14 protein-coding genes are annotated in these 23,586 nt (G+C 69.0%); 11 read left to right on the forward strand and 3 right to left on the reverse strand.

The window, feature by feature from the left end; translation table 11 throughout:
• Positions 1-15 precede the first annotated feature (15 nt).
• The gene (locus ACH3VR_RS01715) at positions 16-777 is read left to right on the forward strand and encodes a type 1 periplasmic-binding domain-containing protein (protein ID WP_396639019.1); all 762 of its coding nucleotides are present in this window, start codon (positions 16-18) and stop codon (positions 775-777) included.
• 55 nt (positions 778-832) lie between these two features.
• On the opposite strand, the gene ACH3VR_RS01720 is transcribed toward ACH3VR_RS01715, so the two are convergent.
• Entirely contained in the window at positions 833-2,041 is a 1,209-nt protein-coding gene (locus ACH3VR_RS01720; protein WP_396639020.1) for a HupE/UreJ family protein, read from the reverse strand.
• 199 nt (positions 2,042-2,240) lie between these two features.
• Between ACH3VR_RS01720 and ACH3VR_RS01725 the strand changes: the two genes are divergently transcribed.
• The 10 genes from ACH3VR_RS01725 to ACH3VR_RS01770 all read left to right on the forward strand — a co-directional run bounded on the left by ACH3VR_RS01725 (position 2,241) and on the right by ACH3VR_RS01770 (position 20,355).
• Complete coding sequence (locus ACH3VR_RS01725; RefSeq protein WP_396639021.1) at positions 2,241-2,876, forward strand: hypothetical protein; 636 nt, start codon at positions 2,241-2,243, stop codon at positions 2,874-2,876.
• A 627-nt stretch (positions 2,877-3,503) separates the two neighbouring features.
• A complete protein-coding gene (locus ACH3VR_RS01730) occupies positions 3,504-6,749 on the forward strand; it encodes a LamG-like jellyroll fold domain-containing protein (protein ID WP_396639640.1) in 3,246 nt (1,081 codons plus the stop codon).
• A gap of 40 nt (positions 6,750-6,789) precedes the next feature.
• Positions 6,790-10,188: a family 43 glycosylhydrolase gene (locus tag ACH3VR_RS01735; RefSeq protein ID WP_396639022.1), complete on the forward strand. Its 3,399-nt coding sequence runs from the start codon at positions 6,790-6,792 to the stop codon at positions 10,186-10,188.
• A 251-nt stretch (positions 10,189-10,439) separates the two neighbouring features.
• Entirely contained in the window at positions 10,440-12,242 is a 1,803-nt protein-coding gene (locus ACH3VR_RS01740) for a hypothetical protein (protein WP_396639023.1), read from the forward strand.
• Positions 12,243-12,416: 174 nt separating this feature from the next.
• Entirely contained in the window at positions 12,417-15,908 is a 3,492-nt protein-coding gene (locus ACH3VR_RS01745; protein WP_396639024.1) for a hypothetical protein, read from the forward strand.
• Between the two features lie 146 nt (positions 15,909-16,054).
• Positions 16,055-16,249 carry a hypothetical protein gene (locus ACH3VR_RS01750; protein ID WP_396639025.1) on the forward strand — a complete coding sequence of 65 codons (195 nt, stop codon included), beginning with the start codon at positions 16,055-16,057 and terminating at the stop codon, positions 16,247-16,249.
• An 86-nt stretch (positions 16,250-16,335) separates the two neighbouring features.
• Entirely contained in the window at positions 16,336-19,266 is a 2,931-nt protein-coding gene (locus ACH3VR_RS01755) for a helix-turn-helix transcriptional regulator (protein WP_396639026.1), read from the forward strand.
• A 116-nt stretch (positions 19,267-19,382) separates the two neighbouring features.
• Complete coding sequence (locus tag ACH3VR_RS01760; RefSeq protein ID WP_396639027.1) at positions 19,383-19,511, forward strand: hypothetical protein; 129 nt, start codon at positions 19,383-19,385, stop codon at positions 19,509-19,511.
• A 197-nt stretch (positions 19,512-19,708) separates the two neighbouring features.
• A complete protein-coding gene (locus ACH3VR_RS01765) occupies positions 19,709-19,876 on the forward strand; it encodes a hypothetical protein (RefSeq protein WP_396639028.1) in 168 nt (55 codons plus the stop codon).
• Between the two features lie 38 nt (positions 19,877-19,914).
• On the forward strand, positions 19,915-20,355 hold the full coding sequence (locus ACH3VR_RS01770) for an acyl-CoA thioesterase (RefSeq protein WP_396639029.1): 441 nt from the start codon (positions 19,915-19,917) through the stop codon (positions 20,353-20,355).
• A 27-nt stretch (positions 20,356-20,382) separates the two neighbouring features.
• Here ACH3VR_RS01770 and ACH3VR_RS01775 read toward each other — a convergent pair whose 3' ends face one another.
• Both ACH3VR_RS01775 and ACH3VR_RS01780 read right to left on the reverse strand, forming a co-directional pair.
• Entirely contained in the window at positions 20,383-21,510 is a 1,128-nt protein-coding gene (locus ACH3VR_RS01775) for a DUF4232 domain-containing protein (protein WP_396639030.1), read from the reverse strand.
• 191 nt (positions 21,511-21,701) lie between these two features.
• Entirely contained in the window at positions 21,702-23,432 is a 1,731-nt protein-coding gene (locus ACH3VR_RS01780) for a hypothetical protein (protein ID WP_396639031.1), read from the reverse strand.
• Positions 23,433-23,586 lie beyond the last annotated feature (154 nt).

Raw genomic sequence — 23,586 nt, forward strand, 5'->3', positions numbered from 1 at the left:
GAATGGAGTCGCTCCGTGCCGACCCAGACCTCCGGCAGCACCCGCCGCCGCACCCTTTCCCTCGTCCTCCTGGCCGCGCTCGCGATCGTGGGCGTCGCGACGGTGTGGGGCGTCCTGCAGTCTCGCGCCGACGAACCCGACGCCGCCGCCGACGCTGCGGCTCCGCTCGCCGAGGGAAGCCTCGCTGCCGGATTCCACGCCCCCGACCTCGACCTGTACTACAGCGGCCAGGTAGTCGAACCGGATCCGGAGACGTGGACCGACGTGCGGCCGTCGGCGGACTACCGAGTGCTCGTTCTGGCCGACGGACAGGATGCCGGCACCCCGCGCGATCCGCAGGTGGCGACCCTCGTGGGCGCGGTCGAGCGATGGGCGCGCGAGGAGAATCGGGTCGACCTCACGATCGAGTACCTGAGCGACCCGCATGCGTACATCGACGAGATCGATCGCGCGGCGTCGTCCGGTGACGCCGACCTCATCGTGACGGCCGGCAACGGGCTCGTCGACCCCGTCGCGGTCGTCTCTGCCAACTACGCCGGCGAAGACCTGCAGCAGTTCCTGGTGCTGGGCGCCGAGGTGGCCGAGCCCACCCACAACATCGCCGCGTCGGACTGGCAGGGATCGGCGTACCTCGGCGAGGGCGTCACGGAGTCGGACTACTACGACCCCGCCGAAGTCACCGCGTCCCGCGCCTACGCGGCGCTGCGCGCCGGCGTCGCGGCGGTGCTGAGCGGATACACCGGGATCATCGTGCGCATCCCCGCCGACAGCTACTGAGCGCCGGCCGAGAAGCTTTCGCCGATGGGGGATGCCGCGGCATCCCCCATCAGCGTCATCCGATGCCGAGCACCCGCTGCACGAACCAGATGAGGCCCATCACGGCGACCGCTGAGGCGACGAGCACGCCGACCAGCAGACCCGTCTTCGGCGTGCGCCGGCGCAGGAGCATGAGAATCGGGAAGATCGTCAGGATGCTCGTGAGCTGAACGGCCTCGATGCCGACGTTGAAGACGAGGAGCGAGCCGAGCAGAGGCCACGAGAACGGCTCGTCGATGCCGAGTGCGCTCGCGAAGCCGAGGCCGTGCATGAGCCCGAACAGGAACACCACGAGCAGTCGCGCCCAGTCCGCGGTGTCGAACCCGGTCTTGCTCGCACGCTTCACTTCGGCGAGCGGATCCTTGCGCTCGCGCCACACGCGCCACAGGTACCAGATCGCGACGACCGCGATGGACAGGGCGATCGCGGGCTCCACGAGAGCAGCGGGCACGGTCACGACGCCGAGCGCAGCCATGATGAAGGTCACCGAGTGCGCGACGGTGAACGCGGTCGCGGCGAGCACGACGTCGCGCAGCCGCCGCGAGCCGACGATCAGTGCGAGCAGGAACAGGATGTGGTCGATGCCGAAGAGCAGATGCTCCGCCCCGAGCACGAAGAAGTTCCCGAACCGCTCGATCACCGGCTGATCGGTGCTGAAGGTCGGCGCATCGCTCGTGAGACTCGCGCTGCCGGATCGTCCGTCGACGTCGTACTCGAGGATCGTGATGGTGCCCTGGACGTACGACTCCTCGTCCGGGAACAGAGTGCTGCGGAACTCGTGCGCGGCCGCGGGCTCGCAGCGCCAGTCGAGGGTCACCGCCGCGTAGGGCACATCGTCGTGAGAGGTCAGGGCGATGTCGTCGGAAGGCTCCGGCTCGCACGTGGCCGCGGCGGAGCTCACCGCGAAGCGCTTGGTCACGTACGAGACGATCTCATCGGCGTGTGCCTGGAGCGCGGCCGCCTGCTCGGTCTCGTCGCCGTAGTCGAATGCGTCCATGCCGTCGTCGAAGAACGTCGGGGCGCCCTCGTTCTCGGCGACGGAGACGACGAGCAGGTCGTATTCGAGATCGATCGTGGTGCGGACCGTGTCGTCGCCGGACTCCGAGGCGTCGACGTAGACGACGCTCGAGAAGCCGTGGGCGAGAGCGGGTGCACTCAGGAAGGTCGTGGCGGTGAGCGCGGCGACGAGAGCGGACAGGGCGAGGACGACGCGGGCGAGCGGCATGACAGACCTGCTCGGGCGCCGACGGGAATGGGGGGACATCGGGCTCCTTCGGGCTCCTCGATCGTCGGCAACCGGCGTGAACAGCACCCGTCAGGAAGACGAACGCGAGGCGAACCGGGCCGCGGCGAGCGGCCCCCTGCGCCGGGCGGGGTGTCGCTGCGGCGCTCGGCCGCGAGGCGACATGAGGCAGGATGGCGTCGTGCGCCTCTCCGCCCCGCTCCGGCCCGCGCTCGCGGTCGCGTTCGCGGCAGCGGTCGCTCTGACACTCACCGCATGCGCGACCGGCGCGGGCGCCGGAGCGCCGGCGGACTCCGGGCGGATCGCCGAGAGCGCACGCTCGCTCGGCATCGCGCCCGAGCTCGTGTACACGACCGAGGTCGACGGATACGACCTCGCCGTGCAGTCCGTCGGGCCGAACGGCTCCGACGGGCTGCAGGGAACGTGGTTCGACAACAGCACGGGCGGGATGCTGACGATCCGCACCGACCGCGGAGAGCTCACCGCCGCGACGTGTCCCGCGACCCCGCTCGAGGAGGCATACGACGCGGCGGTGACGTGCGAACAGGTCGAGGACGGCCTGTGGCACCGATCGGCGGGCGACGCGCACGAGTACGTCGCGACGCGTGGCGGGGTGCTCATCCGCGTGAGCGGCAGCGGCGCTCCGCCCGAGGACCTGCAGGCGGCCGCGCAGGCGGCGCACGTGCCGTCGGCGGCCGAGCTCGAACTGCTCTTCTCGGACGCGCCCGAGGTCCCGACCGGGCCGCCGGTCGAGCGCGGCGACATCCCCCAGAACGGCGACGGCGCGCCGATCGACCAACCGGGGCCAGGCGGCTGATCCGGCCGCTCGTGCCCGTCTGGTGCCTTGACGGTGCACTGAGGTGAACGACGCCTTGCGGCCCGCGTTGATCCCGAATGCTTCCGTCGGGGTGTCCGGTTTCGGACGGGTCGCGGCGCTCTCAGCGTCTGAACTGTGCCCGCGCGAATCGGCTGCTCCTGACCCTTCCGCCGGCCACAGCCCGCCGTCGCTGAAGTCCCAGGTGTACATGCTGTCCGGTTCGCGATCTTCGCCCGCTCGCCGAAATGCGAAATTTGTTGGTTGACGCCCACGGAATGTTCTCGCTAACATCACGACTCGTCGGCGCACATCGCTGCGCATGACGTTCGGCGGATGAACCGCCATCGGCGACGGGGCGAGGTAAGGACTGCGATGGTGCGGCGACGGGCGCAAGGGTTACAAGGCTTTGCCGCCGCGCCTCGAGGGCGTCGATGACGACCACTCGATCACCGCTGCCGGCCCACCGCACCGACGGGGCCATCGCGAACCTCGTCGACCCTCGCCGCACCCGCAGCATCGCCGACGGATGACGTCTGCCGGTGCTCCCCGCGAGCGACACCGCCGATCACCGGATGCCCGCACCCGACCCGACAACCGAGCACTGACGAGATGAGGAGCCGCACCGTGATGAAGCGGAACACCAGGACGATGTGGGGCACCGCGATCGCGGCCGCGCTCTGCGCCGGATTGCTCGCCCCGAATCCGGCGAGCGCAGCCGCCGGACCGACGACGACGGATGGGCTCATCGCCGACCTCACCTTCGAGGGCGGAACGACGAGCTTCACGGGCGGAGGCGCCACCGCGACCACCCAAGGCACGGCCACCCTCGTCAGCGGGCCGACCGGCAACGCCGCCCAGCTGGGCAGCGCGTTCTGGCTGAACGTCACGAAGTCCGACGGCTCGCCCCTGCTGGCCGGGCTCGACGACGTCACGATCTCGTACGACAGCAGGCCGAACGCGGCGAGCAACACCGGCTGGACGGTCTTCGCGGCGCGCAGCACCGCGACCCAGACGTACGCGCAGGAGCACTATCTCGGCTACCTCGACAAGACGACGGGCATCACCGTCGAGCGCTACGACAACTCCGGCAGCCGCGTCACGACCGGCAACCTCGCCTACACGGCGACGAACACCGCGTGGAAGCACGTCGACCTCGTGATCTCGGGCGCCACCGCCCGACTGTTCGTCGACCAGAAGCTCGTCTCCACGAACACGACGGGCAAGACCCTGTCGACGATCCTGAGCTCCACGGGGGGCGTGCTGCAGCTGGGCAAGGCGAACTGGGGGACCGGCGAGTACTTCTCCGGCCTCCTCGACAACGTCCGCGTCTACAACCGGGCGCTCACGCCCGCCGAACTGGGCGTGGGGACCGTGGCCAGCGACCCGGCCGCGGCCCTCAGCATCCCGTCCCGCATCACCGGCGACCTCCCCTCGTCGGTGCTCGGCAGCGCCGTCACCTGGACCGCGAGCGGCCCCGGCGCCGCGCTCGTCGCGACCGACGGAAAAGTGACGCGCCCCTCGTCCGGACCCGTCGCGGTCTCGCTCACGGCGACGATCGCGGGTGTCGCCACGCCGATCACCGGCGCGGCGCAGATCCTCGACGCCGGCGGCGACGTCGCGACGTACGTCAAGACGGTCACCACGACGGCGGGCGTGAAGGACGACCCGCTGGCGTACAACGACGACCGCCGTTCGGACGCGCTGTTCGTCTCGGCCCGCCCCGCGGGCGCCTCGGCCTGGGAGCCGCTGAACCGCTCGCAGGCCATCCTCTACGTCACCTGGAACGGCACACAGGCCGCCAACCCCAACGCGCAGATGGGCTCGCCGTCGCTCGTGCGCTTCGCCGACGGGACGCTCGGCGCGGTGGCCGCGCAGAACAACGCGACCGACTCGGTGTACGTGTGGGATGCCGCGGACGGGGCGACCTTCCGCAACCAGCGCACCGTCAAGGTGTCGTCGGACGGGTCGATCGTCAAGGACCCGCGCATCGTCTTCGACGGCGCGACGCAGAAGTACAAGGCGTTCTGGACCGACGAGCTGACCGGCGAGGGACGCGTGGCCCAGCTCGACGGCCTCACCGGCAGCAGCACGCCGACCGCGGCGACGAAGGCCGACGTGACGGCGCTCGGCGTCGCCGGTGCCGGCCTCCCCGGCTTCGCCGCGCAGGCGCAGGCGCGCTCATTCGCGCTGTCGAAGGCCGAGTTCGGCGTCTTCTACAAGAACTACGTCGACCTGCAGAACACCGGCGTCGCGGCGCTCGCAGACGTGTCCGTCGAGCACGGGCAGTCGGTGGATGCCGCAGACCTGCCCGCGAAGGCGACGCTCGCCTACAACGACGGCTCGACGAAGAACCTGCCGATCGCGTGGGACGAGGAGGACCTCGCCGCGATCGACACGAGCAAGCCGGGCACCTACGAGGTGTCGGGTCTCGTGCAGCAGACCGCCGAGGAGATGGTCAACGACGCGCGCGCCGATCCCGACCTCTTCTTCAACGAGGACGACGGCTACTGGTACCTGACCGGCTCGCACTACGCGATCCCGTCGACGGCACCGACGAGCCAGCTGATCGACGCCTACTCGTACCGCAAGATCGGCCTGAAGCGCGCGAAGACGATTGCGGGCCTCAAGGACGCCCCCGAGCAGATCGTCATCGATCCGGACGGCGGCACCCCGGGCAAGCTGGCGCAGTACCCGAACACCTTCTACGGGTGGGGCGGCTACATCTGGGCGCAGGAGTTCCACAAGATCAACGGCCAGTGGTGGATCGTCGCCGGCATGAACAAGGGCTACGCGCCGACGGGCGGCTGGTGCGACAACACCGTGCTCATCCCGTACGTGGGCACCGAGGAGTCGCTGCGCGCCGGCGGTCTCGTGAACCAGGAGAACTGGGGCGAGCCGACGATCCTCGAGGGCGCCGCGTTCGACGTGTCGTACCTCGAGCGCCAGGAGAACGGCGCGACCCAGGGCTACTGGGTCATGCCGAACGGAGCCAAGCTGTACATCGGCAAGGCGAAGATGGGCGCGAAGGGCACCGTGCCGCTGATCGACGGCGCCCTGAGCCAGGTGTACGCGCTCAGCCAGCCGTGGGAGTACGGCAAGCAGGCGCCCACACCGTCGGACACCACCGAGGGCGCCGACCAGGGCATCGTCGAGGCGCCGTTCATGATCACGTACGGCGACTACGTCTACCTCACGTACTCCGGCGGCACGGTCGACAAGTTCTACGACCTCGGCATGCTGCGCGCGCCGAAGGACGCCGACCTGACGAACCCGGCCAATTGGACCCAGGTGCCGTCGCCGGTGCTCACCACGAACGACACCTTCCAGGGCCGGATCGGCGGGACGGGCCAGGCGGGCACGGGCCACAACTCGTTCGCGATCGACGAATCGGGCAACCTCGTGCTCGCCTACCATGCGCGTCCGTACCCCGAGCTGCACACCGGCAGCGCCGCGGGCGGCCTGTTCGACCCCGACCGCAACACGTGGTTCAAGGCGGTCAACGTGCGCGCCAACGGCATGCTCGACCTGTCGCTGTCGAGCTCGCAGGAGGTCGCCCCGGCGAACCGGACGGTCGCCGTGCGCGTCGTCGTCGCCGCGGCACCCGCCGGCGTCGAGGCGACCGCCACGACGCGCTGCGTCGCGGGCAAGGTCACGATCGTCGCGACGCTCACCAACAAGGCCGCGACCCCGGCCTCCGGCGCGGTCGTCACGTCATACGGAACAGCGACGTTCGCCGACCTCGCGGCCGGGAAGTCGACCTCGAAGACCTTCAGCACGAAGGCGGCATCCGTGGCATCCGGAACCGTTTCGGTGACCATCGCCGGCGTCTCCGCACCGGTGACGGCGACCTATCCCACGACGACATGCGGCTGATCGACCGGGCCATCCCAGACCACACAGAAGGAGAGATGCAGTGAATCGAACGGACAGAGCCGTGCGTCCCGCACGGCGGGCGCAGAGAGCGAAGGTGCTCTCCGGCGCGCTCGGCGTCGCGCTGGTGGCAGGAACGATCGGGGTGACGGCGCCGGCGACGGCCGCCGAGCCGGCCTCGCTGCTGGCCTCGTACGACTTCTCCGAGTCGAGCGGCACGGTGCTGCACGACATCTCCGGCGCCGGCCGTGACGCCACCGTCGCCGGCGGTGCGGCGTGGCGCGGCGGCTACATGCAGTTCAACGGGGCGAACCACGTCCAGCTGCCGAACAACCTCCTCGCAGGGCAGAGCGCGGCGACGATCGTCATCGAGACCAGCCCCACGGCGCTGTCCGGCAACAAGTTCCTGTGGAACATCGGCGGATCGGGCGACTCGTCGACGGGCCAGTTCTTCATCCAGCCCGTCGCGCCGCGCGTCGCGATCTCCAAGACCAACTGGTCGGGCGAGCAGTCCGTCACCTCGACGACGAAGCTCGTCGAGGGCAAGTGGCAGTCGGTCGCCGCGACCATCTCCAAGAACGCCGGCGCGACGACGTCGACGCTCAAGCTGTACATCGACGGGGCGCTGGTCGCCCAGAAGGCCGACTCGACCGTCAGCCTGAGCGATATCACGACGCACACGATGAACTTCATCGGCCGCAGCGCATACGCCGGCGACACCCTCTACCAGGGCGGCGTCTCGACCTTCCGGGTCTACAGCGAGGCGCTGTCGGCCACGGACATCGCGGCCGCATCGGCGACGGATGCCGCGGCATCGGCTTCCGAGACGGTGAACGCGATCGACCTCGCCGCCGCCAACGCTGCGCAGAACCTCGCGCAGGTCCAGACGGACCTCGCGCTGCCGACGACCGGCGGGGTCACGTGGACGTCGTCGCCGGCAGGGATCGTGGCCGCCAACGGCCAGGTCACGCGGCCCGCGGCGGACACCGCGGTCACCCTCACCGCCACCGCGACGGTGCGCGGGCAGAGCGCGACCAAGAACTTCTCGGTCACAGTGCTGAAGGCCCCGACGGCTGCCGAGCAGGCGGCCCTTGCCGCCGAGTCGCTCCTGCTGCCGTCCGTGCTCGAGAAGGGCTACGTGCTGCCGACGACGGCGCTCGGCCTGCCGGTCGTCTGGTCGCACGTGTCCGGCGCCGGATCGATCGCGGGCGGAGCCATCGCCACGGCACCCGCGACGGGGCTCGGCGCGGCGAAGCTGCAGGCCGTCGTCGGTGCCGGCGCGGACGCCGCCACGACGCAGATCGACGTGCGCATCGCCGAGGCGGGCGCTTCGCGTCTCGCGGCCTACACGACGTCGAAGAACACGCGGGGCGGCGACGACCCCGAGCTCACGCGCACGGGGCACCTCGCTCTGAGCACGGACGGTGTCACGTACACCGCGCTCAACTCGGGCGCCGGCATCGTGTTCCCCAAGGTCAGCAACATGACCGAGACGAACAACGGCACCAAGCGCTACCTCGCCCAGCCTTACGCGTTCCGGCTCAAGGGCGACGAGGGCTTCGGCCTCATCGCGCGCCGCACGGACGCCGCGGGCGCGGCAGACGCCGCCGGCGCGGTCGTCTTCCGGTCGCCCGACCTCGTGAACTGGACCGAGGTGGGCTACCTCGCCCTTCCGGGCCAGGGCACCGCGGGTGCCGTCTCGGCGGAGTGGGACTCGCGTGTCGACGCGTACCGCATCGTGTGGACCAGTGCCGCCGGTTCGGCGCTGACCGGGACCACACCCGACTTCGCATCGGTGGGTTCGGTCAAGAGCGGGCAGCAGCCCACCGGCCGCACCGGCAGCATCGGTGTGACCTACGCCGACACGGCAACCATCGTTCCGCTCACGGCGGCCGAGGCGCGCTCGGCCGACCAGCTGCTCGGCCGCGTCCGCAACACGGGTGTCCAAGCGCCGAAGGACGTGACGATCGCAACCGGCGGCACGGTCACGCTGCCCGAGAAGGTGACGGCCGATTACTCCGACGGCGGCACCCACGACTTCCGGGTCGATTGGGACACCTCGGCTGTCGACACCGCGACCCCCGGCGAGTACACCGTGACGGGGACGTTGAAGGCCACCGACTCGATCTTCCCGCTGATCTCGCGCCGCGCCGACCCGCACATGCTGCGCTACACGCTGCCGAACGGCGACAAGACGTGGCTGTTCATCTCGACCGACGACAACGGCCAGGATGAGTTCTTCATCCGACAGTCCGACACGATCGCCGGCATCGCGACGGCGGCCGACAACCGGATCCTCGGTCTCGGCCTCTCCGGCACGGCGCCGGTCGGGTCGCAGCTGTGGGCCCCGGAGTTGCACATCGTCGGCGGGGACCTTTACATCCTGTTCGCGGCGAACCCGAACAACGTCAACGCGTGGAACGGCGTGCAGTCGTTCACGATGCGGCTCAAGCCGGGCGGCAACCCGATCGTGCGCGCCGACTGGGAGGCGCCGCAGCGCGTCCTCGACGCGAGCGGTCAGCCGCTCACGACGTACGGCGCCGGCATCACGCTGGACATGACGCACTTCGAGGACAACGGCACCGACTACGTCGTGTGGTCCGAGCGCGCGATCACCCCGGCGACCGGCCCGGCCGTGCTGAAGATCTCGAAGGTCACGCCGTCCAAGACGGGCAGCTGGCAGCTCTCCGGAAACCGCTCGACCATCGCGTTCCCGGATCGCGGCTGGTCGGACAACACTACGGAGGTCGTCGAGGGTCCGTTCATCATCCAGCGCGACGGCAAGATCATGATCACGTTCTCGGGCTCGGGAGTCGACCAGACCTACGCGGTGGGCCTTGCCACCGCGGCATCCGGTGCCGACCTGCTCGACGCGAAGACGTGGCAGGTGCGCGACTACCCGATCTGGCACTACGAGGGCCCCATCACCAACAACTGGGGGCCGGGTCACAACTCGTACACGTACGACGACGACGGCAATCTGCTCAACGTGTTCCACGCGAAGCTCACCTCGGGCGGCACCCGCGACGCGGGGGTGCGGATGGTGTACTTCCGTCAGGACGGCAGCCCGATCCTGGACATGACGGATGCCGAGTGGCTCGCCGCCGCGAACCGCACCGTCAGCACGACCGTCACCGTCGAGGCGCCCGCGGCGCCGACGTTCGAGGTGACCGCCCTCAGCCGTTGTGCCGCTGGCAAGGTGACCCTGGTCGCGACGCTCGCCAACACGGGTGACGCGCCGGTCGACGTGCTGGTGCAGTCGTCGTTCGGAAGCAGCCAGAGCAACGGCCTCGCCGCCGGCAAGACCAAGTCCGTCACGTTCACCACGCGTGCGGTGAGCATCGAGGCGGGCTCGCTGACGGCCAAGGTCACCAGCTCCGTGAACGGCCAGCCCGTCACGAAGACCTACACGGCGGAGTACTCGGCGCGCAGCTGCGGCTGATCCCGATCGGAAAGGGTGCGCGTCCGGCGAGATTGCCTCGCCGGGCGTGCACCCTTTTTCGTCGTCGGAATGGACCCCGCCGTGGGGCCTCTGGATTTCCCGCGGCGACCGTGGTTACACTCGGCTCATCGCCGCCCCTCAGCTGGCTGTTCGCGCATTTCGAGAAGGCGCAATCCATTCGGCGGCGCTTCGGGTGAATGCACTCTTCGGCGTGCCTTCTTTGATTCCGTCGCTTGAGATCGGGGCCTCAAATGAGCGCGAATGAATCCAATCTGTCCGACCCTCAATACGGGTACGACCTCGTCGTCGCGACGACGCAGAAGAGCATGAATGTCGCGCTCAAGGCGTATTTGGACGGGCTCGGCGGCCCACTCGTCGTGGCCTGCTATGTCTACGACAACGACAACAATCTGGTGCCGATCTCGTACGAGCAGCTCAAGGCCGACGCGAAAGGATCCGATCCCTTCTCGGTCCCGGGCGGCAGCGACCCGAAGACGGACCAGGACCTGTTGAACCTGGCTGCGGCCAACTTCGCGGGGGGCTTCCGCGCGAAGGCCGGGCTTCCCCAGATGCCGCCGCTGAAGCTGCCCCCCGTGGTGACCCTCGGGAACGGTCCTACCGCGCCCGTCACCTTCAACCTGCTCTGCAGTGAATTCGACATTGCGGGATTCAACTACGGGCCGCGCGGGTCGTCGAAATGGATCAACGCCGCGCAGCCGGCCGACGACCCCTGGTATTTCGTCTCCCAGGTGCAGCTGAACAACGACGTCATCGATCCTCACTCGCCGGTGCCGCCGGCGGTTCAGCAGAAGATCCAGGAGCTCATCGACAGCGTCGGCGCCGGCGCCTTCTCAATCGAGAAGGTGTTCCTGGACCTGTCCACGGCGATGCTGCTCTCGGCCCCCACGATCGCCGGGATCTCGTCGAAGGACTGGCCGGTCTGGGCGCTCCTGTCCAGCGTCTTCCTCGACGCCTACATCGGTGAGCTCCGGAAGACGGGGCATCCGGTTCTCGGCTACTCCTGCACCGTCGACAAGCCCAAGCCCGGGACGCTTCCCATCCGCATGCTGGTGCACGAGTGCTGTGCGCTGGTCGATTCCTCCGGAGTCCCCGTGGTGGACCCCACGAAGGCCCAGCAGGATGCGACGACCTTCAACTACCTGTGCACGACCAGCACCACGAAGCCGGTCGCCCATGCGTTCCGCTGGAACTGGCTGGAGTCCACCGAGACGGGCACCTGGGCCGGCATCCAGTCCGTCCGTCGCGACGTCTTCATCGCGTATCTGCAGTCGGTGTTCAACGACCTGGTCGCCCCGATCTCCTTCACGCCGGCCGTCTCGTGGAGCCAGCCTCAGTCCAACGGCTACGTCTCGCTGAACATCGGCATTCCCGCCGGGGGTGGAGCGCAATTCGCCGCGAAGCCCGTCAACGGCAAGATCACGGGTCCGACGCAGATCCTGAGTCTGGAATTCGACAAGCCTGCGACCGGCTCCATCTCGCCCGCGGGGGTGGGGTATTGGGGGGATTGGTTCTCGTACACCTTGAACTACAAGCTGACGGGTGACGTCTCGGCATTGGTGCAAGGCGATGCTCCGTGCGTCAGGCTGCGGCTCCGCGCCACCTTCTATGAGGAATTCCGGCACACCGAGGCCTGGATCGCCCCGTACCACGACCTTCCGGGCGCCAACTACATCGACTACCTGGTCGAGGTGCTCTTCCAGATCAGCGTGACCGACGACGGAAAACTCGTCGTCAACAATGCGAAGCCGTCCGTGACCGATTCATCGACGCCATGGTACTTCTACAAAGAGGGAATCTACGGGCTGTCGAAGGAATACGAGCAGTACATCCTGGCGCGAGTGAACCCCGTCCACACGCAGATCAAAGCGCTTGTCAACGGCACATTCACCGACATCGCGGCGAAGCTGCAGGGAATCCTGAACAACACGCAGAGCTGGGTGTTCCCGGGCTCCGAGACTTACGCCTTCGGCAAAGTGGCGTTCTCCGACTATCTGGACTTCATCACCCACACGACCTTCATCGGCGCCCGCTGACGGGCGCGAGATCCATCCGTCTCGGCGAGCAAGCGCAGGAGAGCCACATGACCACCTACACCGTCGAATCGTGCTCGGAGCTGATGCAGAACTATCTGCAGGCCGACGCGATCTCCCCCCGAGAGCAAGTTCGAGGCGCTGTGCACCACGACCGGCTCCGCCCTGCTGTTCTCGGTGGGCGCCGCGGATGGCCGCCCCGCCTTCTATCTGACGGCGGAATCGCCGCAGGATCAGTACGGCTGGAGGCGCTCCGACCTCAGCGGCGCATTGGTCCGCCGTGACTTCCCGAAGGGCGCGGACGTCACCAACTTCTCCGTCGCGCAGACCACCCACGGCGGTTCCGCCGGCTCGCTGCGGCTCGCGATGGTGGTCCGCGACGGCGCCGCCGATCACCTCTACCTGAGTCTGGACAATTCCGACCACGACACCACGTGGTCGAAGTCGCCGAACTGGACGGCGTGTCCGTTCGATGCCGGCGACGGTGATCTGTCGGCGGGGGCGTCGACGCTGAAGATCGTCGACGTCTTCCTCAGCGAGGCGAGCGACAACGACTACATCGTGGTCGACGTGGTACGCAACCCGCAGAGCCCCGTCGCCCTGGTGTCGCGCTACTTCATCGACGTCACCGATCCCGCTCACCCCACCTGGAATCCCCACGACCTTCCCTTCGACATCGAGGTGTCGAAGTACTCCACGTGCCTCGGTCGTCCAGACCCGAACACTCCGACGGAGCGCAAGTACCCGGTCGACGGCCTGTACACCAGCGGCAGCATCAGCGGGGAGTCCCAGTTCATCTACCGGCCGCTGTACGACGTCTTCGACCCGAGCGCGCCGACCGCGGTGCGCCGCCTGCGTCTGGCCGACGGCGACGACCGCATACCGTCCGCGATCGCAGCGTGCCGCAAGCCCGATGACACGTCCGATCTCTTCGCCACCGCCGACGGGACGCTGTACTACTTCGCGAGCGACAACCAGAAGGACGGTGCGACGGCGGTCGCGCTCCTGAAGAGCCCGTTCTTCGTCGGAGTGACGCGCTTGTTCGCGTCCGTGGCGAACGACGTCGTGACGGTGTGGGGCCTGAACGCCGCCAATCAGGTGTTCCAGCTGCGCTGCCCGGCGAGCGAGGTGCGGACGCAGGCATCCTGGACGGTTCCGGTGCCCGTCATGAGCGCAGTGGACAGCGTCGCCCCCTTCGTCAATCGCAGCAGCGATGCGCTGACCTTCTTCGCGCACGCCGGAGCGAATCAGCTGAAGATCGCCGTGAAGTCTCCCGGTCCCGTCGGAACATGGATGCTGCGCGACGTCGTCCTGCCGCCCATCTCGTCGACGCAGCCGGCCGCTTCCTTCAGCTCGTACACCACGCGGATCCAGGTCACGGATGCGGCAGGACGCCCCACCGCCCGAGTCGCCGTGAGCCTCGCGACGCAGAACCAGGCGGTGACCTCCGCGTACATCAACCACCTGTACTACGTGCTCGGTCAGGCGCCCGTCGAGGTGGAGACCGACGCCAACGGGACGATCACGATCGTCGAGTCGGTGTCCCGACTCGACGCCACGCGGTTCACCGCATCGGTCGTCGGCGGCTCGGATCTTCAGGTGAACCCCATGCAGGATTCGCCCACCGTCAACACCAAGCTGCGCACGCTGAATACGCAGTCAGGGCTCGGTGAGGCCGTGATCCACTACCAGGACCCCGCGAAGAATCCGCCCAAGAAGCTCGTGAAGAGCACCGCCGACCCCTCCGACGTCGCCGCCGCGGCGACGAACGTGGAGAGTCTCTGGCAGGCCCACGACGCGCTGCACAACCCCTCCGCGGTGAGCGCGGAACCGCTGGAGGCGCCGGACCTGTCCGCGTATCGCCGGTTCGTGGGGGATCAGACGCCCATCCCCGTCGACGCCGGCGACCTGTTCATGATGCTCGACGCTAACGCGCAGCAGCGCGCGGCGCTGGCGCTCGCCGATCCGGCTGCCGCGGCCGAGAGCGGCCTGGGCGAGTCGGGCTGGGACGCCTTCGTGGACTGGTTCCTCAATCTCGGCAAGAAGGTGTGGCGGTTCATCGTCCGCATCGGCGAGGCCATCTACGAGGCGGTGCTCGATGTGGTCGAGAAGGTGTACGCCGCGTTCAAATACGTGTTCGACAAGATCGTCGAGGTGATCGAGGACGTCATCGACTTCGTCAAGTTCCTCTTCGACGTCGAGGACATGAAGCGGACGAAGGACGTCTTCAAGAACGTCCTCAAGCTCTTCCTCTATGAGCAGGTCGAGCAGATCGAGGTCGTCAAGGGCACGTTCGACGTCGCCGCGAACGCCGCGATCAAGGCCATCGACGACTGGGCGGGAATCGGCGGTTTCGACTGGGTGGACCACACCAAAGACAGCAAGCTCCCCGATCCATCGGCATCCGCGTTCGGCAAGACCGCGCCGGAGACGCTCCTGTCCCACCACTACCAGGGCAATGCGTCTCGCGCGGATTACAACCCGTCGGGATCGACCCCTCCGGCCCCGTCGACCGTGCTGGAGGCGCTGGAGCTCGCCTCGGAGGAACAGACCGCAGCGCTCAAGAAGGCGCTCGACCAGCTCACGAAGCTCGTCCAGGAGGGCGAGGCGCTGGGTGCGCTCAAGATCCTCACGGAGCTGGTGGGCATCGTGGGCTCGCTCGCGCTCACGAGCTCCAAGATCGTGATCGACGCCCTGTTCGACGTTATCCACATCATGGCCAAGGCTGCGCTCGATCTGATCGACTACCCCATCCACATCCCGGTCGTCTCCGACATCCTGAACGCCTTCGGCATCCCCGACTTCTCGTTCCTCGACATCCTCTGCTGGATCGTCGCCGTGCCGGTGACCATCGTCTACAAGATCGCGATGACCGTCGCCGGTCGGGGAGAGACCTCGCCGTTCCCCGACAGCCCGGAGACGACGTTCCTGATCACGGTTTCGGATTTCGCCCTGCTCGAGCGCGCGTTCGGAGTGTCGACCGAGCGTGCCGCGCTCCGCGAGGCTTCCCTCGTGCAGGCCGGCGGCTCACCGGTCACGCTAACGCACAACCAGAAGAAGGGCGTCTCGTTCCTGCTGCATGCTGCCGCCGCGTTGGGGGGCGCCGGCTCGGCCTTCATCGACTTCGGCGAGGCCGTGACCCCGAGCAAGCTGGTCTCGAGCAAGCTGGCCGTTGCGGGCGGGGCAAGCGCGCTGCTGGGCGGCGGATCCCGTGCCCTGGCCAACTACCTCGTGCCGCGGTGCCCGGTCAAGGACGGCCGCCTGCTCGTCTTCAACGTCGCCGTCACCATCCCGTTCCTGCTGAACAAGTTCTTCTGGTCCACGCACGACTACTGGCGGCCCCCTCTCGAACTCGTCGAGGACCCGCGCAAGTGGGGAGCGCGCTGCGACGCCTTCTTGGCGCTGTGCTCGATGGCCGGCTCGATCTGGCACATCGTCGAGCTCGCGTCCGAGGAGGAGGGCTGGGATCGCTCGTCCGCCATCCTCGACGAGATCAGCATGCTCTTCTCGTGCTGTGCCCGGATCGGCTACGCCGCGCTGACCAGCGGGTGGATCGAGGATCCCGACACCGAGTTCTGGGTCGACGTCGGCATGACGGTCGCCAACGGCGGCTTCTCCGCGTTCCAGCTCGCCGAGGCCGGAGTGGAACTCATCAGCCCCTGGGAGTAGGAGCGTCGGGTCGGTTGTATTCAGGCCTGAGGCGGCCTATCTGAGACTTCGGCACTGCCGCCTCAGGGAAATAAGGCATCCGCCCGATGGGGGAGGGATGCCTTAGGGAGGAATCTCACTCAGGTCAAACCACCTGAGGAGACACCATGTACGCCAGTGAGGACATGTTCCCCCACCTTCGCCAGGCCGCCGAGGAGCGCCTGCTCCGCGAGCTCGAGTACCGCCGGCGCGCCATCGAGGACGCTGAGACCGCGACGACCGGTGCTCGCGGCCTGCGGCTTCGCACCCGGCGGTTCCGTCGCCTGCTGCACCTCTCGCCGAGGCAGATCTCGCACGTGTGATGGCCTCGCTCGCGGGCCCGCTTCTCGTCCCGCCCGCGCCTCGATCGGCCGTGTCCGATGTCGGAGGTCGGTGGGACGATGAATACATGCGAGCGACGGTCAGCCCATCGCTGGTCGGCCGCGAGGCCGACCTCGATGCGCTCCACGACGCCTACGCCGACAGCATCGCCGGATCGACCCGGTCGGTGCTGATCGGCGGGGAGGCGGGCATCGGCAAGACGCGCCTCGTGGGCGAGTTCCTGCGGTCCCTGCCCGACGAGGCGATCGTGCTGCGCGGGCAGTCCGTCGACTTCGATCGCGACGCGCCTCCCTATGCTCCGATCCTCTCGGCGCTCCGGTCGCTCGCCCAGGAAGTGGGTGAAGAAGCGCTGTTCGACGCCTCGGGCCCGGCGCGGGATGCCCTCGCGCTGCTGCTCCCCGAGCTCACCGCCGGCACGCCGATCGACGATCCCCCCGTGCGGGGCGGGGCCGACCGTCTCTACGACGCGGTGGCCGAGGTGCTCGAGAACGTCGCCGCCGTTCGGCCGGTCGTGCTCGTGATCGAAGACCTCCACTGGGTCGACCCGCAGAGCTTGGGGCTCCTGCGCTTCCTGATCAGGGTCATCGAAGGCGCGCGGCTGCTCATCGTGCTCACCTTCCGCAGCGACGAGCTCAAGCGCGGAAGCGGCCTGCGGGCACTGCTGCCCGAGCTCGATCGCAACCGGCGGGTCGTGCGGGTCGAGCTCGCCCGCCTCGACCGTCGGCAGGTGCGCGAGATGGCCACCGCGATCCTCAACCACCCGCCCGACGAAGACGAGCTGGCGCAGGTGTTCGAGCGCACCGAGGGCGTGCCGTTCTTCGTGGAGGAGCTGGTCTGCTGCAGCGGAGTGGGCAGCATCGACAGCTTCCCGGACACCCTCCGCGACATCCTGCTGGCACGCTACGACCAGCTCACCGAATCGTCCCAGCGGATGCTGCGCCTGATCGCTGCCGGCGGCGTGCGCGTCGAGCACGAGCTGCTCGTCGCCGTGTGCGACGACTCGCTCGAAGATATCGACCTCGCGGCCAGCGAGGCGATCGCGGCGAGCGTGCTCGTGGTCGACGGCACCGCCTACGCCTTCCGGCACGCGCTTGTGCGGGAGGCGATCCACGATCAGCTGCTCCCCGGTGAGCGGGTGCGATTCCACACGCGGTACGCACAGTCGCTCGCCGCTCAGTCCGGTGCGAACGGTGTGGATGCAACGGCCATCTCGTATCACTGGATGGCGGCGCACAACACCCGTGAGGCCTTCATCGCGTCGATCGCCGCGTACCAGCAGGCGCGAGCCTCCTTCGCCTTCGCGACCGCCGCGACGATGGGTGAGCGGTCCATCGAGCTGTGGGAGCAGGTGCCCGACGCCGCCGAACTCGCCGGTCGCACGAAGGTGGAGCTGCTGAGCGAGACGTCGTATGTGCTGCGGAATGCGGGGGAGAGCGAGCGGGCGATCGCGCTGATCGACGAGGCGATCTCGCTGTGCGACCCGGCCGACGCCGCCACTTTCGCGCTTCTGCTCCGCAACAAGGCGTCGTATCTGGCCAACATCGGCCTGCCTGGTTCGATCGAGCTGCTGCGCGAGGCGCTCGTCGTGCTCGAGGGGCAGCCGCGCAGCGTGCTGCGCGCCAATGTGCTGGGCGAGCTGGCGGCTCGCCTCATGATCTTCGCCCGCTTCGACGAGGCCATCGAGATGGCCGATGGGGCCTTCGCCGAGGCGACGGCGGTCGACAACCGGCCGCGCAGGTCGGTGGCTTCCAATATCCGGGGCTTCTCCCGATTGGCGGGTGGCGACATCGCCGCCGGGCTCGCCGACCTCGCGCTGGCGGGTGAGCTTGCCGTGGGCAACGACTCTGCGCGGCTGCGGTACTGGGTCAACCAGTCCGACGCACTGAACCTGCTCGGCCGCTACGAGGAGGCCGTGCACACCGCAGAGGAAGGCGCCGAGCGGGCACGGCAGCGCGGTGTCGAACGCACCTCGGGCGCGATCCTGCAGTCCAACGTCATCAGCCCGCTCTACGCCCTCGGGCAGACCGACCGGGCCGGCGAGATGCTCGACCGCGCCCTCGAACTCGACGCCCCGATCGGCTTCAGCGCGCCGCTCCGACGTCTCAAGGTGCAGGCGGTGCTGTGGTCCGGCGACCATGCCCTCGCGGAGCGGCTGTTCCGCGGCTGGCAGGGTTCACTCCGGCAGCAGAGCCGACTGGATGTGCAGGCCGAGCTCGGTCTCGCCCTTGTGAGCGGCCAGCTCGCGTTCGCCCGGGGTGAGATCCAAGAGGCGTGGCGCGAGGTCAGCGTGCTGATCGATCCGCAGCGTCGCTCGTTCCCCGCCTATGACCTCCCCCTGATCGCGTTCGCGGCACGCGTGCTCGGTGCCGCGCGGGTGACCGGCATGACGCTGTCCGGCCATGACCAAGAGCCCCGCTCGACCGACGAACTCGAACTCGAGGTGCGCTCAGCGCTCGCGATGGCGGCCGTGTGGCCGACGGCGCCCGCATATGCGGCGATCATCGACGCCGAACTGGCGGGTCCCCGCGGCACGGGCACCGATCCCGTGCTCTGGCAGGGGGCAGTGGATGCCGCGCGCGACGGCATCGCCCCGGCTCAGCTCGCTCCGTATGCGGCTTTCCGGCTCGCCGAGGCACTGGCGAACGCCGGCGATCGCGCCGGCGCACGCGCGGCGGCGCAGACGGCACGCACGTGGGCCGAGGCGATCGGCATGGGACTCATCGTCGACAGCGTGACGGAGCTCGAGCGTCGCGTCGGCGCGGTCGGCGGCGATCACCGCGATGCGCCGGGGGATGCGGCATCCCTCGACGCCCTCCTCACCGAGCGCGAGCGTCAGGTGCTCGACCTCGTGGCACGTGGGCTGAGCAACGGCCAGATCGCCGAGCAGCTCTTCATCAGCACCAAGACCGCGAGCGTTCACGTGTCGAACATCCTCCGCAAGACGGGCGCCACGACCCGCACGGAAGCGGCCTACCTGTCTGCCAACTCCGCGCGCTGACCGCCTTAGCCGCGTCGCCGCGGGCCGCCGGAAACTTAGGGCTGATGCCTCATGTGCGCAGGCCACCTCAGAGACGAGTCTCGGGGTTGTCAGAATCCCGCCATCGGAGGCTCATCATGGCCATCTTCCTGCTCATCGCCATCGCCGTTCTCGTACTCGTCGCATCCGTCGCGACGCTCGTCCAGGTCGCACGCGACGGCTACCGCGCGGTGCCGACCCGGCCCGGCATCCAGCGCGTCGACTGACGCTCGGGGTCATCAGCCCCAGACGCATGCTGGTTCGTGATCTGTCGGCGAGTCGAGCTGCGGGGTCCGGGTCGAGCCGCACGCCGCCTCGACCCGAGCCCCAGGCCTCGACTCGCGCCCACGGACTCGATCGTCGCGAGCCGCCTGCCGTGACGGTCGAGGGTACGGTGTGGATGAGAGCACGGAGAGGAGCGGCCATGTCAACGCCTCACGACAGGTCCTTCCCGCACCACATCCCCGCGCCGGACGAGCCCAGCGTGCCGGAGCTCGAGGAGGACGAGAACATCGCCCCTCGCCCTGAGGAGGAGATCGCCGACGTGCTGCGCGCAGAGCCCGATGTGGAGGACCACGCCCGTAAGCGCTGACCGTCGCTGACGGTGGCCATGGTAGAATGTTCGGACAAATGAGCGATTCCATGGCACAGGGCGCCGAGGCGGCGACGGACGGCGACATCAACTTCCGATCGCGGCGATGGGTGCGGCCGGAAGACCTCAATGCGAACGGCACGCTGTTCGGCGGGAGCCTGCTGCGCTGGATCGACGAGGAGGCGGCGATCTACGCCATCCTTCAGCTCGGCAACGCGCGCGCCGTCACGAAGTACATGTCGGAGATCGACTTCGTCAGCTCCGCGCGGCAGGGCGACCTCATCGAGCTGGGCATCCGGGCGACCGCGTTCGGCCGCACGTCGCTGACGATGCGCGCCGAGGTGCGCAACATGATCACCCGGGACCGCATCCTGACGATCGACCGGATCGTGTTCGTGAGCCTGGATGCCGAGGGCCGACCGCTTGCGCACGGCTACACCGAGATCACCTACAACCGCGACCGCATCCCGCTCGGCTGACAGCGTCCCGGCCGCGCCGGGCGCGGCTCACTCGGCGACGGGCCCGACGCCGTCGAGCTGCCACGCCGTGAGCTCGACGCCGGATCCCTCGACGACGTCCAGCTCGACCGGCCACGAACCCCGATCGTCGCCGGCGACCTGCGCGGCGAACAGCGTCCGTGCGACGAGGGCGCCCTGCGTCGAGTTCGCGTCCCATCCGATCGACGCGATGGCGTAGCCGCCCGCCGGGATCTCGATCGGCTGGGGTCCGGCATCCTGAGCCATGAATGAGCTGCCGCGCCCGATCTCGACATCGAGCTCGTGGCCGTTCTGATCGGCGAACGCGATGTCGGGGTAGCCCTCGACGACGCAGGGCGCGTCCGAGAAGTTCATGAGCCGGATGCCGAGCACCCGATGCCCCGTGGCCGCGTCCTGCGTGCCGAGCAGCAGCATCGCCTGCTCGGAAGTGCACCATGACGGATCGCGCCGGACGGTGGTCGGCGCGACCGTCGCGGGAGGCGTGCCCGGCGCGGCAGGGTCGGGTGCGGCGCCCTTGTCGGGCGTGAAGCCCTCCGCGATCGCCTGCTCCTGCACGATCGCGCGGCGGTTCGCCTCGGCGCCGGCGACACCGGCGACGAGGAGCAGCCCGAGCGCGGCGCCGGCGGCGACGATCCACGTGATCCTTCGCCGCGGCGCGGGCGCGGCGGCATCCCCCTCCCGGGAGCGGGAAGCGATGAGGGCCGGGATCCAGCCTTGCACGAGCCCCCAGTAGGCGCCGATGACGGCGAATTCGATCGTCGCCGTGCTGAGTCCCCGCCATCCGACGACCGGCACCGAGCTCAGCACCATGATGGCGTCGAGCGCCAGACCCGTGATCGCGCCGGCCGCGACGGTCGACAGCCACGCACCGGAGAAGATCGCGCCCGGCCTGGAGGCCAGCGTCGTGAACAGGAAGACGAGCGTCGCGACGGTCGCTGCGGCCAGAAGCAGGGTGAGGAACGACCACGGTGCCGGCCACGACCAGAACAGGGCGTTCGTGGGCGAGGGCACCAGGAGCCGGAGCACACGCCCCACGTAGACGTTCGACGCAGCCAGCACGTTCAGCAGACCGCTCGCGAGCCAGAGCACCCCTGCCGCAGCCGCCGCGATCCAGGTGGTCCGGGTGCGCGACTGCATCGTCCGACTCTAACGGCGGCCCCGGACGCGCGCGTGCCCGGCCCCGGACGCGGGCCTGCCCGGCTCTGAACGCGGGTCGCCCGGCCCTGAACGCGGGTCGCCCGGCCGGCACCCGGTCGTCCCCCTGAACGCGGGTCGTCCCGGCCGGGGAGTCGGCCATCCCCGGCCGGGACGTCTTCAGAGCACACGTGTCACGGAGCGCGATGCGCCTCGATCGTGCGCGAGGTGATCCCGGTGGCGAACTCCTTGCCCCCGACGGTGTGCGTCGCGGTGACGGAGAGCGGCCGGTCCGACACGATGTCGAGCACGCCGAACAGCAGGCCCGGCGTCGGCGGAGCGATGTCGCGCAGCGCTGTGCGGTCGTCGAAGGTCGCCTCGCCGGCCTGCAGCGTGATCGTCGCGAACCGCTTCGCGGGCTGCTTCTCGGGCTCGCGGCCGATCGGCTTGTCCTCGATCACGAGGATCGCGAACCGCTTCTCGATCTCGACCGGGCACGTGCCGGGGTTGTAGATCGTCACGGCCGTCGCGTACCGGCCGGGCAGGAACGGCCCGGGCTCGCGACCGTCCTTCGCGAAGCCCGCGACGAACTCGACCGAGTAGTGGTACTTGCACGCCGGCACGGTGACCCGCACGCGCTTCTGCGCGACGACCACGCCGTCGGCGACGACGTCGATCGTGCCGGTGAACACCTGGTCGCGATCACGGCAGTCCTTGATGCCGACCCACGTGACCTCGAACGTCAGCACGTGCTCCTCGTCACCGGGCAGCGGACCGTAGCTCGCGGGCGTGATCGATTCGACGAACGCCGCCGTGGCGCCCGTCGGCACGAGCGAGACCGACCCGATCGACGTCACCGCCGCAGCGATCAGTGTCGACAGCGTCGCCACGATGTCGCCCGGATTGACGCCGCTCGTGAGCGAGCCGCCCGTCGCGGCCGTGATGCGGGTCGCCTGGCCCGCGGCGCCCGCGGGCACCGACGGCGCGTAGTCGACCGAGAACGCGTTCGGGTCATCGTCGAGCCCGGCACCGAATCCGGTCGTGGTGCTCACGGCGACGACCGTGATCTTCGCACCGGTGAGGTCGGCGGTCGCGGTGGCCTCGGTGATGGCCGCGGCGAGCCCGCTCAGGGCCGTGGGGATCGGGTCGTGGCCCGGCGCATCGCCGAACCACACGAGGATGCGCCGCGCGTCGGTGCGCCAGCCGATGGCGGCATCCGTCGCGAGGCGGTGCATCGCGAAGAGCTGGCCCTCCGGCAGATCGGAGCCCTCGTTCGCGCTCCACGCCGAGATCGCGGCATCCACTGTCACGTGGTTCGTCGTGGGCGAGACCTGGTGCGCGAACGCATAGGAGTTGTGCAGACCGCCGTCGACGGGGAAGTCGCGGTAGTTGCCGACACCCCACGCGACGTCGAAGCCGGCGAGGGCGGGGTTGTTCAGGATGGCGCTCGCGCCGGCCTTCACCGCGGCGAGCACGGGGGTCATGCTCCCGGTCGTGTCGGCGAGGAGGTAGACGTCCGCCTTCGGCGGCGCGGACGACTTCGGCACAGTCACGGTGATCTTCTCGGTGACGCGTTCACAGCGGTTGAGCCGCCAGTCGTTCGTCGTCGGATCGATCGTGATGGGATCCTTGTGGGTCGGAGGCGCTTCGGGGGTCCCGGGGAAGTCGGGGACGAAGAGCTTTCCGCCGGGGAACATCCGCTCGAGCTCGGCGAGCGGACGTGTGACGCCCGATTCGGTCACGGTGATCTCCGCGACGGTGTTGGGCTTGTCCGGATCTGCCGCTGTGACGAGGCGCGCCAGCTCACCCGTGGGCAGGCGGGTCTCGGTCGCCGCGATCACGCGGGCCTTGGGCGTGCCGAGTTCGGCGGCGAGGTGCTTGACGACGTCATCGGGGACGTCACCGAGCGGGAAAGGACGAGGCATGACAGCTTCTTTCACTTTCGGGGTGCCGAACCGCCCCAGATCTCCGAGGCCCCCTCGCTATCAAGGAGCGCGATGCGCGGGTGGTGATACACGAGACCCGCGTATCAGGGCGGGTGCTTCCGCCTCTTATCCAGCAGCGGAATCCCCGCCCCGA

It is taken from the genome of Microbacterium alkaliflavum (assembly GCF_044325405.1).
Classification (GTDB): domain Bacteria; phylum Actinomycetota; class Actinomycetes; order Actinomycetales; family Microbacteriaceae; genus Microbacterium; species Microbacterium alkaliflavum.

What these genes read in the sequence shown, in the direction of transcription:
- ACH3VR_RS01740 (WP_396639023.1), top strand. Translation starts at nt 10,440, where the DNA reads ATGAGCGCGAATGAATCCAATCTGTCCGACCCTCAATACGGGTACGAC.
- ACH3VR_RS01730 (WP_396639640.1), top strand. Translation starts at nt 3,504, where the DNA reads ATGAAGCGGAACACCAGGACGATGTGGGGCACCGCGATCGCGGCCGCG.
- ACH3VR_RS01775 (WP_396639030.1), bottom strand. Translation starts at nt 21,510, where the DNA reads ATGCAGTCGCGCACCCGGACCACCTGGATCGCGGCGGCTGCGGCAGGG.
- ACH3VR_RS01780 (WP_396639031.1), bottom strand. Translation starts at nt 23,432, where the DNA reads ATGCCTCGTCCTTTCCCGCTCGGTGACGTCCCCGATGACGTCGTCAAG.
- ACH3VR_RS01760 (WP_396639027.1), top strand. Translation starts at nt 19,383, where the DNA reads ATGGCCATCTTCCTGCTCATCGCCATCGCCGTTCTCGTACTCGTCGCA.
- ACH3VR_RS01755 (WP_396639026.1), top strand. Translation starts at nt 16,336, where the DNA reads ATGCGAGCGACGGTCAGCCCATCGCTGGTCGGCCGCGAGGCCGACCTC.
- ACH3VR_RS01770 (WP_396639029.1), top strand. Translation starts at nt 19,915, where the DNA reads ATGAGCGATTCCATGGCACAGGGCGCCGAGGCGGCGACGGACGGCGAC.
- ACH3VR_RS01765 (WP_396639028.1), top strand. Translation starts at nt 19,709, where the DNA reads ATGTCAACGCCTCACGACAGGTCCTTCCCGCACCACATCCCCGCGCCG.
- ACH3VR_RS01750 (WP_396639025.1), top strand. Translation starts at nt 16,055, where the DNA reads ATGTACGCCAGTGAGGACATGTTCCCCCACCTTCGCCAGGCCGCCGAG.
- ACH3VR_RS01720 (WP_396639020.1), bottom strand. Translation starts at nt 2,041, where the DNA reads ATGCCGCTCGCCCGCGTCGTCCTCGCCCTGTCCGCTCTCGTCGCCGCG.